Origin of the sequence: Falsiruegeria litorea R37 (assembly GCF_900172225.1) — a bacterium.
In the GTDB taxonomy this organism is placed as follows: Bacteria; Pseudomonadota; Alphaproteobacteria; order Rhodobacterales; family Rhodobacteraceae; genus Falsiruegeria; species Falsiruegeria litorea.
Window position 1 is genome coordinate 179714 of sequence record NZ_FWFO01000003.1, and the last position, 13434, is coordinate 193147.

The following is a 13434-nucleotide window of genomic DNA, read 5'->3' on the forward strand; positions in this document are numbered from 1 at the left end:
CCGACTCAATTCAAATCTCGGAGTTCAGTCATGTTGACCCTTCTCATTTACCCCTCAGCCTTTGGCCTCTTCAGCGGCAGCCCCTTCTGTGTCAAAGCCGCCTATCTTCTCGAAGCCTCCGGGCAAGCGTGGCAACGGTCCGACCTGCTGGACCCACGTAAGATGCCCCATCGTAAGCTTCCGGTGCTACGCACGCCTGAGCGACTAATGCCAGACAGCGATGCCATTCGCGGCTGGCTTGAGGCGCAAGGCGCGGATTTTGACCAAGGCCTGAGTGACCTGCAAAAGGGCCAATCCCGCGCCCTGATCCGCATGGCCGAGGATCATCTGTACTTTCAGCTGGTCATGGACCGCTGGGGCAATGACGAGGTCTGGCCGATCCTGCGCGAGACATTCTTTTCTGGCGTGCCGCGCCTGATCCGGGGGCCGATCACCAAATCGGTGCGCAAGTCGGTTCTGCGCGGATTGGACATGCAAGGCGTGTCCCGGTTTTCGCAAGCCGAACGGTTGGAGCGGGTCGAGAACGACCTGACCGCAATCTCCGCATTCCTGTGGCATTCTCCGTTTTTGATGGGCAGCACGCCAACCTCTGCCGACTACTCTGTCGCTCCGATGCTGGCCGCGATGTCGGCAACGCCGGTGAAAACGCCCCTGCAACAGCGCATTGCCAATGACAGGCTGCTGACCGACTATGTCGCAAGAATGGATCAGGCGTTTGATTTGAAATGACACCCTATGCCAACGAACAGGTCGCCGCAGCTTATGCGGCGATCCCATGCGAACCGCGCGACGGTTTGCTCCGCCTGCGCGAGCTGATCTTTGACGTGGCCAGTGACTTGCCCAATGCGCCGCAGGTTGAAGAAACCCTGAAATGGGGTCAGCCTGCCTATCTGACGGCCAAGGGATCAACCATCCGGTTGGGTGTTCCAAAGTCCGGCGGCTTTGCCCTGTTTGTCCATTGCCAAAGCCGCCTGATCCCGGACTACGAAATGGCCTTTCCCAATGTAGACCAGATCGAGGGAACCCGGGCTATCCTGTTCACGGATGCTGACCAAATTGACGAGGGGCGGCACGGCTGGCTCATCGCCCGGGCGTTGACCTACCACAAAAAGAAGTGAGTTAGCGCCGCTTCCGCTCCACCTTGCGCTTGATCTTGTCCCGCTTGCGCTTGCCCTTGATCGCCTTGCGACGCTGCGTGCGACCCGCAGGGCTGACCGGCTTTGGCATAGCCTTGTCTTCGACCGACAACAGTTCCAGCTCCAGCCCGCCGGTGACGGGTGTGGCCTGAGCAAGACGCACCGTGACCCGCTGACCGATGGATAGGATCATGCCAGTGTCGGACCCCATGAGCGTTCCGGCTTCGCGGTCAAAATGAAAGAACTCCCGCCCCAGCGAACGCACGGGAACCAGCCCGTCGGCCCCGGTTTCGTCCATCTTCACGAATGCCCCGAACCGCGCCATGCCACTGATCCGGCCAGAGAATTCATTGCCCACCCGCTCGCTCAGATAAGCAGCCAGATAGCGATCCGTCGTATCGCGCTCGGCCATCATCGAGCGGCGTTCAGTGTCCGAGATATGGGTGGCCGTGTCTTCCAGCCGGTCGATCTCGTCGACCTGCAGCCCATCATCGCCCCAACCATGCGCTTTGATCAAAGCGCGGTGCACGATCAGGTCGGCGTAGCGTCGGATGGGCGAGGTGAAATGCGCATAGTTGCGCAAAGCGAGGCCAAAGTGACCGAAATTTTCAGGCGAGTAATAGGCCTGCGCCATTGACCGCAGGGTCGACAAGTTGATCAACTCTGCATCGTCCGTGCCCGCTGCTGCTCGCAGCAACGTGTTCAGGTGACGTGTCTGCAGCACCTGCCCCTTGGCTAGGTTGTATCCCGCCGCCTGCGCAGTCTCGCGCAGCGACTCCAGCTTCTCGGGCGAAGGCTCTTCGTGCACACGGAACAGAAGCGGGGATTTCTTGGCGCGGAGCGTCTCGGCGGCGGCCACATTGGCCAGCACCATGAACTCTTCGATCAGGCGGTGCGCATCCAGCCGGTCGCGGAAATTCACCGATTGTACCGTGCCATCGTCATCCAGCACAATCTTGCGTTCCGGCAGATCCAGGTCCAGCGGCTGCCGCTCTTCGCGCGCCTTCTTCAAAGCCCCATAAGCTGCGTAAAGCGGCTTCAGGATCGGGTCGAGAAGCGGCCCGGTTCGGTCGTTTGGATTGCCGTCAATGGCGTCTTGCACCTCGGCGTAATGCAGCGAGGCGACCGAGCGCATCAACCCGCGCACAAAGCGGTGCGACAGCTTATTGCCGTCTGCATCGAGCTGCATCCGCACCGCCAGACAGGCGCGCGGCACACCTTCGTGCAACGAACACAGATCACCCGACAAGCGATCGGGCAGCATCGGGACCACGCGGTCAGGGAAGTAGCTGGAGTTACCACGCTTGCGCGCCTCGCGATCCAGCGCTGAACCCGGACGTACATAAGCCGCCACATCTGCAATTGCGACCCAGACGATATGGCCGCCCGGGTTCTTGGGGTCATCATCGGCATGGGCATAACACGCATCGTCATGGTCGCGCGCATCCGAGGGGTCGATGGTCAGCAAAGGCAGATCGCGCAGGTCCTCGCGACCGCTCAACCCCATGGGCTTTGCGGCGTCGGCCTCGGCAATCACCTTGTCGGGGAAGTCATCGGGGATGCCGTGCTGATGGATGGCAATCAGCGACACTGCTTTGGGCGCAGACGGATCACCCAATCGTTCCACGATCCGCGCCTTTGGCAGACCCATGCGGCCCTTGGGTCCGGCCTGCTCGGCCTCGACCAACTCGCCATCCTTGGCGCCAAGCACAGCAGCCTCGTCCACGGTCCATTCGGTGCCTGCCGATTTGTCGATGGGCACGATCCGCCCGCCTTCGCTGCGCTTGCGGAACACACCCAGGATGCGTTTGGGATTTGCCCCGATGCGGCGGATCAGGCGGGCCTCGTAATTGTGGTCCTCTTCATGCACGACGGTCAGACGGGCCAGGATGCGATCCCCTGCGCCCAAGGCGGGATCCGAGGCGCGCGGAATGACCAGCACGACAGGTTCGACCCCTTCGCCATGCCATTCCATAGGCTTGGCAAAGAGATCACCGTTGTCATCCGGCGCTTTGACCTGCAACACGCTGACTGGCGGCAGGCGGTCCGGATCTGAATAGCTGCGCTTGCGTTTTTCCAGATGTCCCTCGGCCTCAAGCTCCTTGAGCAGCCGCTTGAGGTCGATCCGGTCCGAGCCCTTGATGCCAAAGGCTTTGGCGATGTCTCGTTTCGAAGTGAGGGTCGGGTTGGCCGAAATCCAGTCGAGGATTTCTTCCTTGGTGGGAATACGCGTCATACCTCTGGCCTATCACGGCCCTTTGACAAGGTCATGACCAAAACGTCAAAGCCGGGACAAATCCGCTTTGGTGTCCACGTCACGCAGCTCATCCACCAAGGCTATTCGAAGGCCGGGAACGCTGGCCATCGTGTCAGCCAGCGCATGTTCGGTCGACCAGCGCACGCCCTTGAACAGCGTGTTGGGGAGGGCTGCCGCACGCTTGGCCCCCACCAGCCAATAGCCGCCATCGGGGGCCGGACCAAACACCATCTCATGCGATCCAAGCGCTTGGAAAGCCCGAGAAATACGCGGACAAGTGATATCGGGGATGTCCGCTCCGATCACGCAAACCGGACCGGGTGGCATCCCGCGCAGCATACGCCCCATTCGGTCCCCCAGATCGCCGCGCCCCTGCGGTGCGCGCGGTAGATCAACGGGCCAGATGCAGCTCTCTAAACCTTCGCGGTCAGGGGCCACGGCCAAAACGATCTGCCAGCGTGGATCACGCAGGCGACGGATCAGGCTGCGAGTCTGATGGCGAAACCACCAGGCCGCGCCAACCATGCCGATGTCACGCCCCAGCCGCGTCTTGACCCGTCCGGGATGCGGCTCCTTGACCATGATGACCAGCGTGCGCTTCATGCCAGGTTCAATACCATGTCGCGATGGTCTATCCCTGCATCGTCATAAACCGGACCGCAGACCTCAAACCCCAGCTTTTCATAGAACCCAAGCGCCTGCACCTGCGCGCCCAATTTGACCCGCGTGATGCCCGATTGCTCTTGCGCTATCTCTATCCCTTTGCGGATCAGCGCTACACCCATGCCAGTTCCCCGCCCTTGAGGCAGCACACATACGCGGCCGATCTTGGCCGTTTCACCATCAAACAGAACACGCGCTGTTCCGGATGGCGCGCTGTCGAGCGTTGCAAGCATATGTGTTGCGACCTCGTCCATGACGTCGATCTCTTCTTCGATCGGAACACCCTGTTCCTCGACAAAAACCCTGTGACGGAGCACGAAACAGGCGTCGCGATCCTGGGTCACCTCAATGGTCAGCATCATGCAAAGTAATCCCGCAGGATACGCGCATAGATACCTTTGAGTTGGTGAATCTGCGCCACCTCAACCCGTTCATCCACCTGATGCATAGTGCGCCCAACCAAACCGAATTCGACCACCGGGCAGTGATTTTTCACAAAGCGCGCGTCCGAAGTGCCGCCGGTGGTCGACAGCTCGGGCTTTATGCCGGTTTCCGCCTCAACCGAGGCCGCGACCAGATCAGACAATTCACCCGGAGGGGTCAGAAAGCTTTCGCCCGAGATCTTGACCTTCATGCCGATCTCGACACCAAAGGCCTGGGCCACCTGATCGACCTCGGCTTGCAGCCAGTCTGTCAGCCCCGCGCCGGTGTGCGTATCGTTGAAACGAATGTTCACGGCAGCGGTACATTGCGCCGGGATCACGTTAGTGGCGGGGTTGCCGGTATCCATAGTCACCACTGCCAGGGTCGACGCATCAAAGTGATCGGTCCCCTGATCCAACTCATGGCTTGCAAGCCGGTCCATCAGGCGCGCCAGGGCAGGTAACGGGTTCTTGGCGCGGTGCGGATAGGCCGAATGTCCCTGAACGCCTGTCACAGTAAACCATGCCGTCATCGAACCGCGTCGGCCGATCTTGATCATCTCGCCCATGGTATCCGGGCAAGTTGGTTCACCTACCAAGCAAACTGACATCGCCTCGCCCTCGGCATCCATGTAGTCCAACAGGGCAGTGGTACCATCGATGGCATCGCCCTCTTCGTCGCCGGTGATGGTCAGGATCACGGCCCCATCCGGCGGGGTCTGCGTGACGTAGTCAACGGCAGCCGCCGCGAACGCAGCAACGCCTGATTTCATGTCGGTGGCCCCGCGCCCGTACATGAAACCGTCTTTCTCATCTGCACCAAACGGCGCCATGGTCCAGGCCGCCTCATCTCCCAAGGGGACGACATCCGTATGCCCGTTGAATCCGAAGGTTCGCGCGTGGCCCTTGGCGCCCCAGCGGGCAAAAAGGTTCGACACCGCGCCGCGATCCACACGGGTGCATTCAAACCCGGCAGCGCTCAGTTTTTCGGCCAGCAATACCAGTGCCCCGCCCTCGTCCGGCGTCACCGAAGGGCAGCGGATCAGATCAGCGGTCAATTGGGCGGCGTCGGTCTGGGTCATCTCGTCTCTCGCTTGGGTCAGGACCTTTTGTTGCGCCACACTTGTGACGAAAAGGTCGCGTTGCCAACCCCTTTCGGCCCAAATGTGCTTAACAGATGGGCGAAACCCGTGCTAACCCTTTGAGTAATAATATGACCCGAGGCAGGGCACCTAGCAGTACAGTCGCAAAAGACTGACCGAAACCAAACCGCGCGCCGTCAATGAAACGGTCGTGGCTACCCGTTTTGTCTGGACAGGGGACAACCCCTGCAGCCGGGTGCAATGCCTCATCAATACCAAGGGTTGGGGCAGGACATGGCGACCGGTGCGGAGCTTGGCTACAATACAAATGCATCTGCTATTCAGATGGCCGAGACGATTTTTGGTGACGGGGTAACCGTCGTCGATGCCTCATACTCTGGATGGAGCCGATCCTCGGCAATCTTTTCGAACGGGGACGCTTTGGCCCCCGGTGCGACCCCATCTGACACCGGTGTCATTCTCTCGACAGGGCGCGTGAACCATTACACCCGCGGCGGCGGTGACCCGAACCGTTCGGCAAGCACATCAACCAACACCTCTGGTGAAGATAACAATGCGGATTTCAACGCGGCCGCAGGTACAAATACATTTGACGCCTCATATCTAGACATCAGCTTTACTGTCGACGACCCGACTGTCACGCAGATGACGTTCCAGTTTGTTTTTGCATCGGAAGAGTATCCGGAGTTCGTAAACTCGGTCTATCAGGACTTTGTAGGCGTCTGGATCAACGGTGCCCAGGTAGATACGCAATTTGGCGATGGGGATGCCGACCCCGGCAACATCAATTCGACCAACAACGAAAACCTGTTTCTGGACAACACAAACGACGACTACAACACAGAAATGGATGGCCTGACGGTCACCATGACGCTGACGATCGATGTCGTTCCCGGTGTCGTCAACAACATTCGCATCGGCGTCGCCGATGTGTCCGACAGCAGCTATGATTCAGCGCTCTTGATCGCGGCGGACAGCGTCCAGACCGCATTGGTCGCAAATGAGGACAGCACGACCGTACACCCAGATGGGTCACAAACCATTGACGTCTTATCCAATGATCAGAACACGAGCGGTGGCACGCTAACGATCACCCATCTAAACGGGGTCGCCGTCAACGCTGGCGACACTGTAACGCTCAATACCGGACAAACCATTCAGCTAAACGGTGACGGTACAATCACGATCTTCGGAGACGGAGACACCGAAGATTTCAATTTCACCTACGGTGTGACGAACGGTACGAACGAAGACACCGGGATCGTCAACGTCAGTTCAGTTCCCTGTTTCGTTTCCGGCACCCTGATCCAGACCCCCGACGGAGAGAAACCGGTCGAACGGCTGGCCTTGGGGCAATTGGTCGATACCCAGGATGACGGCCCTCAACCCTTGCGCTGGATCGGGCGGCGCACGGTGCGAGCCCATGGGGATCTGGCACCGATCCACATTCGCGCGGGCACATTCGGCGATCATCGCGACCTTCTGGTATCACCGCAGCACCGCGTTCTGGTTCGCGACAGTCTGGCCGAACTGTTGTTTGGCGAGGGTGAGGTCCTGGTTGCCGCCAAGGATCTGATCAATGATCACTCGGTCACTCGCGTCGAAGGCCGTGCCGTCACATATGTACACCTGATGTTCGATAAACATCAGGTCATCTACTCCGAAGGTCTGCCAACCGAGAGTTTTCTGCCCGGCCCCCAAACGACCGAACTGTTCGAGCAACCCATCGTCGACGAAATCTGCGCCATTTTTCCAGAACTCGACCCGGATACGGGCCAAGGCTACAGCCCTGCCGCCCGGCGCACCCTGCGCAAGTATGAGGCGAAAGTTCTGATGTCAGCACAAAGGGTGGCCTGATCATGACCTGGATTGCGCTTTCTGACGCCGACGGCCACCACTTTGCCCCACAGGGGTTGGATCGCCACCCCGAGGATCCGCCCCTGATCGGCCCGCGCGAAGATGATCTGTTGACGCGCGGTTCCTTGGTCATCGAAACACGGCTTCCCACCACAAGCCGCCCGCGCTCACTGGTGTTTTATGAACGCGGTGGCGATTGGCCCTTTCACCTGTCGCTGCAGGCCATCCCAGGCGGTGGGCTGATCCTGATCCTCTATCAGGGGGATTCCGTTCTGCACAAAGCCCTGAACCCGTCCGAGATGGGTCGGTTGGATGTCTTGCGCCTAACCTATTCCTGGGACGCTCCTGCCCGCTGGGGTCGGTTGGCTGTCGAACAGAACGATCAGGACACCTTGTTTGTGACCGATGTACCGCGTCCCTGCCCGCTCCGCGCCGGGGACGTGCGTGCGCTGTTCAAGCCCGGCGAACACCGCTTTGTTTCGCCGGACGTGATCTATATGGCACTCAGCAATGACATAGAGGCGGTCGGACCAATGCCGACGCTGCTGCCATCAACGCCGGTCGCCACCCCAGACGGCTATCGCCCGATCAGCAAGATTCAACGCGGCGATGTCGTGCTGACTGCCGATCTCGAGATTGTGCCGGTGTTGCACAAGATCACCCGCACAATGGTGGCCCGCGGCACAGCCAAGCCTCTCCACCTGCGCGCGCCATACTTTGGCCTGCAACAGGACATTCATACCGCGCCCGATCAGCGCCTTTTGCTGTCAGGCAGCGAGGTCGAGTACATGTTCGGTCACGAGGCTGTTCTGACCCCTGTCTGCCATCTTGCGGGCGGCCCATCCGTTTTGCCGGCTGATTGCGGATTGACCGTGACCTATCAACAGTTGCTCTTGCCCGAACACGAACCGATCCTGGCGGCAGGAACAGTTGCAGAAAGCCTGTACATCGGTCGCTTGCGTCGCAAGCCACAGCAACTGGCAGCAAGCCTGTTGGGGCAGTTGGATCGCCATGGTCTACCTGACCACGGAAGGTCGAAATTCCCGGTCTTGCGCGCCTTTGACGCCCGCATCCTTGCTGAACGTCGGGTTGCTTGACCTAAAGGCGGGCTTGCCCGGTTGGTTGAATCTGTCTAGGAACGCGTAAAATCTTGATGGTTAATATGCGCGGCCTTCTCCTCGGCTTGTGCCTGACACTCACACTTTGGGCTCAAGCAACCATTGCACAGACCCTGACGGTCTCTACGGTCTCCCGTCCGCCTTTCTCGTATGCCGAGAACGGAGCGGATGAAGGTTTCTCGATCGAATTGATGACGGCCTTGGCTGAAGCGCTGAGCTGGGACATTCGAATTCAGAGGTTCGACCAATTCTCGGACATGCTGTCGTCAGTCGAAACTGGCATCGCCGATATGGCCATCGCCAACATCTCCATCACCGCGGCGCGCGAAACTCGGATGGATTTCAGCCAACCGATCTTTGAATCCGGTCTGCAACTGATGGTGCCTGCAGATCAAACACGCTCGCCATCATTGTTGTCCGCACTGCTGTCATTTGACCTGTTCATGGCCATTGGCCTTGCCTTCTTGATGCTGATGGGTGGCGGTATGTTGATGTGGTATTTTGAACGCCGCGCACAACCCTACTTCGACCGTCCTGCCAATCAGGCCTGGTTTCCGTCGTTCTGGTGGGCCCTTAACCTGGTGGTAAACGGCGGTTTTGAAGAGCGCGTGCCCCGCACCGCATTTGGCCGCGTGTTTGGCGTGATCCTGGTGATCTCTTCGCTGTTCATTGTGTCGGTTTTCACCGCGAGGATCACTTCGGTAATGACGGTTGAGGCGATCAGCGGCTCGATCAATTCGGTCAACGACCTGTATGGACAACGCGTCGGGACCATCGATGGATCAACAGCCGCCGGATTCTTGGACCGCCGCGAAATCACCTATGCCTCTTTCGAAGGGCTGGACCCGATGATTGCTGCATTTGAAAAGGCCGACCTGGACGCCGTGGTTTTTGACGCACCGATCTTGTCCTACTATTCCACGCACGAAGGACGCGATTTTGCCTCGACGACCGGTGCCATCTTCCTGCGCGAGAACTACGGCATCGCCTTTCCAACAGGCTCGCCTCTGGTCGAGGACGTCAATCAAGCCCTGTTGGCCATCCGCGAAGACGGAACCTACGACGATCTTTACCGGAAATGGTTCGGAGTCCGGAACTGATCAGGCCTCAAGCGTGCCGTCATCAAAGAACGGCGTCATCTGCGCCACGATGACTGCGTTTTCCGCCAGCGCCCTATCCATCAGAGCGCGCTCTTCATCGCTGATGTCATGCCCTTCCGCCTCGCGCTCGGCCAGCGTGCCGTAACCGGTCACATCCAGCGGTGCGGTGTCGGCCTGTTTCAAGATGGCAACCGTCTCGCGCACAGCTTCGGCCTCGTCTACGCCGCTGGCATAGCACATCAGCGCCGCACCGGTCGCACCATCGGGCAGGCCATCGCCCTCTTTGCGGCCGATCTGAACCAACAGGGTATAGACTTGCTGGCGGGAGGGTTTCTTTTTCTTTTCCATATGCGCGCCATACCGTGCCGCGCGCGGGCGGGTCAATGGTCGTTCGTTCGGTAAAATCCGAGATAAATCACCCTTGGTTGCAAACGGAATCAGAAGAATTGCCCGGGTACTCCTACGTCAAAGACAGACGTTTGGAAGACCGAAATGCCCAAAGCCTCGAAGCTGCCCGTAGACACCAAAGCGACCGACATGGAAATGGCCGAAGCCATGTTCGGAGACGGCGTCAAAATCGTAAGCGCCGATTACATCGGGGCGAATTCGGCGTCAGGCATCTATAGCAACGGCGACAGTGTCAGCGATGCGCTGACCCCGTCTGACACCGGTGTGATCCTGTCCACAGGCCGGGCCAGCGACGTCACCAACAGCAAGGGTGATGTGAACGACAGTTCCGGCACATCGACCAATCACTGGCGTGCAGGTGACGATGATCTGACCGAAATGGCCGGGGCGCAAACCTATGATGCTGCGGTGTTTGAAGCCGAATTTGTCCCAGACGGCAACACATTGACCATGCAATTCACTTTCGCGTCCGAGGAGTACCTCGAATACGTGGGATCGGGGTTCAACGATGCGGTTGGTATTTACGTCAACGGTCAACCGGCCGAGTTGATGGTTGGGGACGGCGAAGTCACCATCAACAACATCAACGACACGTCAAATTCCAACCTCTACGTCGACAACGCGGCCAAATCGGACGACTATAATACCGAGATGGACGGCTTTACCGTCACTCTGACGGTCAAGGCCCCGGTGAACGCCGGTGAGGTAAACACGATCAAGATCGCAATCGCCGATGCTGGTGATGGGATGTACGATTCCAATCTGCTGATCGCAGGGGATTCCATCCAATCCACGCTCATTGCCACAAATGATGAAGTCAACATCAACGGCGATGGTGAAGAGACCGTCGACGTGCTCGCCAACGACAACTCGCAGGCGTCCGGCGAGATGAAGATCACCATGATCAATGGTCAAACCGTATCGGCGGGGGATACGATCACCCTGAACAGCGGTGAGGAAATCACCGTCAACGGCGATGGGACGCTGACCATCGATTCCGATGGCGACGAGGGGTCGAATACTTTCTCGTACCAGGTCGAAGACGGTGCAGGGAACACCGACACGGCAATTGTCACCATCCGCACGACACCTTGCTTTGTGGCCGGAACATTGATTGACACTGTCGATGGCCCCATACCGGTCGAAGAATTGCGACCAGGTGACCTGGTACTGACCCGTGATCACGGTCCACAACCGCTGCGCTGGATCGGAAAGACCGAGCGGATTGCAACGGGCAATGACGCGCCGATTTTGTTTGCCCGTGGTGCACTTGGTGATCATGACGCCGTTGCCGTGTCGCCCAACCACCGCGTCTTACTGACCACTGCCCTATCTGAAATGATGTTCGGGTCGTCCGAGGTTCTGGTTCAGGCCAAACATCTGATCAACGACCGCTCAATCCGACGCTGCGCCGATGGCGAGCCGATCACTTATGTCCATCTCTTGTTCGACCGGCATGAGGTCGTGCGTGGCAACGGCTTGGAAAGCGAGAGCTATCACCCCGGCGACATGACAATGGAGGCCTTTGATGCGGAAACACGGGCCGAGATTTTGAACCTCATGCCCGATTTGACCAAAAGCGATTTTGGCTATGGTCCGTCGGCCCGCATGTCTTTGCGCGGGTACGAAACCCGCGCGTTGATCAGGGGTTAGGGACGGCCCAGAAAATCACGACTGACCGTACCGCGAAAGCACCTTGGGAAAAAGGGGAAGCGATCGGTGGCAAAGTAGACGTAACTCCCGTCAACAACGGCCCCGTTGCACTCATCCAGGTTGCCGCTTCCTTGGACATGTTGCCAGTCCTGTTCGTAGGTCCCATCATACCGACCATAGGGCGCGGTTGGGCGTTTGCCCGGCTTGAGCTGCCAGGACGGCTTGACGCTGTCGCCCACGTAATGGATCGGAAAGCCATCCGCCGCATAACCAATCACCGTACCCCTGAGCGATGCAGTCAAAGCAGGGGCCGGGGCGTGGTAATGATACAGCCCGCGATGATCGACATGGGCGTTCTGACGGTCCATTCCCAACATGTCCGCAGCTCCCATCCCCTCAAGCCGCCAACCACTGGAACTGTCGCGTGAAAACCCACGCGGGCTGGAGGCATCATAGAAATCCGCCGTACCCGGCCGGAAAGGAACGCCGGTCAACGAGATGCCCGAGGCATTGGCTCGATGCGTAATACGGCCCGTGTCCTGCGGCGTCGCATCCATACAATACGTCAGCTTTTGCGCCCGAAACCGGTGCGGGTTCCCTCGATTCGGAAAAGTGCCGATCGTGTGGTTGGGCGTTCCATTGGAACTGACGCAGAGCTGATCGCCCTTGGTGCTGATCTTGACGGAATTGGCCGCCTGACCAGGAGAACTTTTTAAAACAATGGCAAGCGTCATCAACGCGCCCAGAACAAACAAACGTGTCATCAGGTCTCCTCCTCCCTTGTCGGATGCCTGATACAACGCGGCCGCGACAGATTTCCGTCGCGGCCGTTTTAAAACTCTGGATTTGAGCTGGAGATCAGTCGCGCAGCAGCTCGTTGATCCCGGTCTTGGAGCGGGTCTTTTCGTCCACGCGCTTCACGATCACGGCGCAGTAAAGGCTGACGTTGTTCTTGGACGGCATCGAGCCTGCCACAACCACCGAGTAGGGCGGCACTTCGCCGTACATGACTTCGCCGGTTTCGCGGTCGACGATCTTGGTCGATTGGCCGATGAACACGCCCATGCCCAGAACCGAACCTTCGCGCACGATGCAGCCTTCAACAACCTCAGACCGGGCACCGATGAAACAATTGTCTTCGATGATGGTGGGGCCAGCCTGCATGGGTTCCAGAACGCCGCCGATGCCAACGCCACCCGACAGGTGCACGTTCTTGCCGATCTGTGCACACGAGCCAACGGTGGCCCAAGTGTCAACCATGGTACCTTCGTCCACATAGGCGCCCAGGTTCACAAACGACGGCATCAGCACCACGCCCGGTGCAATGTAGGCGGATCTGCGGACAACGCAGTTGGGCACGGCGCGGAACCCGGCAGCTTTCCACTGGTTGTCGCCCCAGCCCTTGAACTTGCTGTCGACCTTGTCCCACCAGCCGCCGCCCTGCGGCCCACCGTCCTGCTGTTCCATGTCCTTGATGCGAAAACCCAGCAGAACCGCCTTTTTGGCCCACTGATTCACGTGCCAATCGCCGCTCTCCAGCTTTTCGGCCACGCGCAGCGAGCCACTGTCGAGCGCGTTCAGCGTGTCTTCGATGGCGTCGCGCTGTTCACCGGTGGTGGCCGGAGTAATTGTGTCGCGCGCCTCCCAGGCGGCTTCGATGGCGGCTTCGAGTTGTGCGTTCGACATGGATGGGCTCCCTGAGATTCTCGTCACGTTG

At 59.1% G+C, this 13434-nt stretch carries 13 protein-coding genes; 6 read left to right on the forward strand and 7 right to left on the reverse strand.

Annotated elements, in window-relative coordinates:
• Positions 1-30: 30 nt before the first annotated feature.
• Positions 31-729 (forward strand): glutathione S-transferase family protein, encoded by a 699-nt coding sequence (locus tag TRL7639_RS17185; protein WP_085797099.1) that lies wholly within the window; start codon positions 31-33, stop codon positions 727-729.
• Positions 726-1118, forward strand: a complete 393-nt coding sequence (locus TRL7639_RS17190) for a DUF1801 domain-containing protein (protein ID WP_085797100.1) — start codon at positions 726-728, stop codon at positions 1116-1118. Before TRL7639_RS17185 ends, TRL7639_RS17190 begins: the two co-directional genes overlap by 4 nt.
• Before the next feature lies 1 nt (position 1119).
• Here the strand turns inward: TRL7639_RS17190 and rnr are convergent, their stop codons facing one another.
• The 4 genes from rnr to dapE are packed head-to-tail and all read right to left on the reverse strand — an operon-like array spanning position 1120 to position 5560.
• Positions 1120-3372 (reverse strand): ribonuclease R, encoded by a 2253-nt coding sequence (rnr, locus tag TRL7639_RS17195; RefSeq protein WP_085797101.1) that lies wholly within the window; start codon positions 3370-3372, stop codon positions 1120-1122.
• 45 nt (positions 3373-3417) lie between these two features.
• Positions 3418-3996, reverse strand: a complete 579-nt coding sequence (locus tag TRL7639_RS17200) for a TIGR04282 family arsenosugar biosynthesis glycosyltransferase (protein ID WP_085797102.1) — start codon at positions 3994-3996, stop codon at positions 3418-3420.
• Positions 3993-4418, reverse strand: a complete 426-nt coding sequence (locus tag TRL7639_RS17205) for a GNAT family N-acetyltransferase (protein ID WP_085797103.1) — start codon at positions 4416-4418, stop codon at positions 3993-3995. Before TRL7639_RS17205 ends, TRL7639_RS17200 begins: the two co-directional genes overlap by 4 nt.
• Positions 4415-5560: a succinyl-diaminopimelate desuccinylase gene (gene dapE / locus TRL7639_RS17210; protein ID WP_085797104.1), complete on the reverse strand. Its 1146-nt coding sequence runs from the start codon at positions 5558-5560 to the stop codon at positions 4415-4417. The genes TRL7639_RS17205 and dapE overlap by 4 nt, the downstream gene beginning before the upstream one ends.
• Before the next feature lie 294 nt (positions 5561-5854).
• Between dapE and TRL7639_RS17215 the strand changes: the two genes are divergently transcribed.
• The 3 genes from TRL7639_RS17215 (at position 5855) to TRL7639_RS17225 (ending at position 9656) form a co-directional block, all read left to right on the forward strand.
• Positions 5855-7438, forward strand: a complete 1584-nt coding sequence (locus TRL7639_RS17215; RefSeq protein ID WP_085797276.1) for a Hint domain-containing protein — start codon at positions 5855-5857, stop codon at positions 7436-7438.
• A gap of 2 nt (positions 7439-7440) precedes the next feature.
• Entirely contained in the window at positions 7441-8535 is a 1095-nt protein-coding gene (locus TRL7639_RS17220) for a Hint domain-containing protein (RefSeq protein ID WP_085797105.1), read from the forward strand.
• Positions 8536-8600: 65 nt separating this feature from the next.
• Positions 8601-9656 carry a transporter substrate-binding domain-containing protein gene (locus TRL7639_RS17225; protein WP_085797106.1) on the forward strand — a complete coding sequence of 352 codons (1056 nt, stop codon included), beginning with the start codon at positions 8601-8603 and terminating at the stop codon, positions 9654-9656.
• On the opposite strand, the gene TRL7639_RS17230 is transcribed toward TRL7639_RS17225, so the two are convergent.
• Positions 9657-10004 carry a DUF8846 family protein gene (locus tag TRL7639_RS17230; protein WP_110647171.1) on the reverse strand — a complete coding sequence of 116 codons (348 nt, stop codon included), beginning with the start codon at positions 10002-10004 and terminating at the stop codon, positions 9657-9659. It lies immediately after the preceding gene.
• Positions 10005-10148: 144 nt separating this feature from the next.
• Between TRL7639_RS17230 and TRL7639_RS17235 the strand changes: the two genes are divergently transcribed.
• Positions 10149-11717, forward strand: a complete 1569-nt coding sequence (locus TRL7639_RS17235; protein WP_085797108.1) for a choice-of-anchor L domain-containing protein — start codon at positions 10149-10151, stop codon at positions 11715-11717.
• Here the strand turns inward: TRL7639_RS17235 and TRL7639_RS17240 are convergent.
• Positions 11714-12481, reverse strand: coding sequence for a YHYH protein (locus TRL7639_RS17240; protein WP_085797109.1), 768 nt, complete (start codon positions 12479-12481; stop codon positions 11714-11716). The genes TRL7639_RS17235 and TRL7639_RS17240 overlap by 4 nt on opposite strands.
• Positions 12482-12575: 94 nt before the next feature.
• Complete coding sequence (dapD, locus tag TRL7639_RS17245; RefSeq protein ID WP_085797110.1) at positions 12576-13403, reverse strand: 2,3,4,5-tetrahydropyridine-2,6-dicarboxylate N-succinyltransferase; 828 nt, start codon at positions 13401-13403, stop codon at positions 12576-12578.
• Positions 13404-13434 lie beyond the last annotated feature (31 nt).

Coding starts and splice junctions, on each gene's coding strand:
- TRL7639_RS17200 (WP_085797102.1), bottom strand. CDS start 3,996: ATGAAGCGCACGCTGGTCATCATGGTCAAGGAGCCGCATCCCGGACGG.
- TRL7639_RS17225 (WP_085797106.1), top strand. CDS start 8,601: ATGCGCGGCCTTCTCCTCGGCTTGTGCCTGACACTCACACTTTGGGCT.
- TRL7639_RS17240 (WP_085797109.1), bottom strand. CDS start 12,481: ATGACACGTTTGTTTGTTCTGGGCGCGTTGATGACGCTTGCCATTGTT.
- TRL7639_RS17185 (WP_085797099.1), top strand. CDS start 31: ATGTTGACCCTTCTCATTTACCCCTCAGCCTTTGGCCTCTTCAGCGGC.
- TRL7639_RS17190 (WP_085797100.1), top strand. CDS start 726: ATGACACCCTATGCCAACGAACAGGTCGCCGCAGCTTATGCGGCGATC.
- TRL7639_RS17230 (WP_110647171.1), bottom strand. CDS start 10,004: ATGGAAAAGAAAAAGAAACCCTCCCGCCAGCAAGTCTATACCCTGTTG.
- TRL7639_RS17220 (WP_085797105.1), top strand. CDS start 7,441: ATGACCTGGATTGCGCTTTCTGACGCCGACGGCCACCACTTTGCCCCA.
- TRL7639_RS17215 (WP_085797276.1), top strand. CDS start 5,855: ATGGCGACCGGTGCGGAGCTTGGCTACAATACAAATGCATCTGCTATT.
- dapD (WP_085797110.1), bottom strand. CDS start 13,403: ATGTCGAACGCACAACTCGAAGCCGCCATCGAAGCCGCCTGGGAGGCG.
- rnr (WP_085797101.1), bottom strand. CDS start 3,372: ATGACGCGTATTCCCACCAAGGAAGAAATCCTCGACTGGATTTCGGCC.
- dapE (WP_085797104.1), bottom strand. CDS start 5,560: ATGACCCAGACCGACGCCGCCCAATTGACCGCTGATCTGATCCGCTGC.
- TRL7639_RS17235 (WP_085797108.1), top strand. CDS start 10,149: ATGCCCAAAGCCTCGAAGCTGCCCGTAGACACCAAAGCGACCGACATG.
- TRL7639_RS17205 (WP_085797103.1), bottom strand. CDS start 4,418: ATGATGCTGACCATTGAGGTGACCCAGGATCGCGACGCCTGTTTCGTG.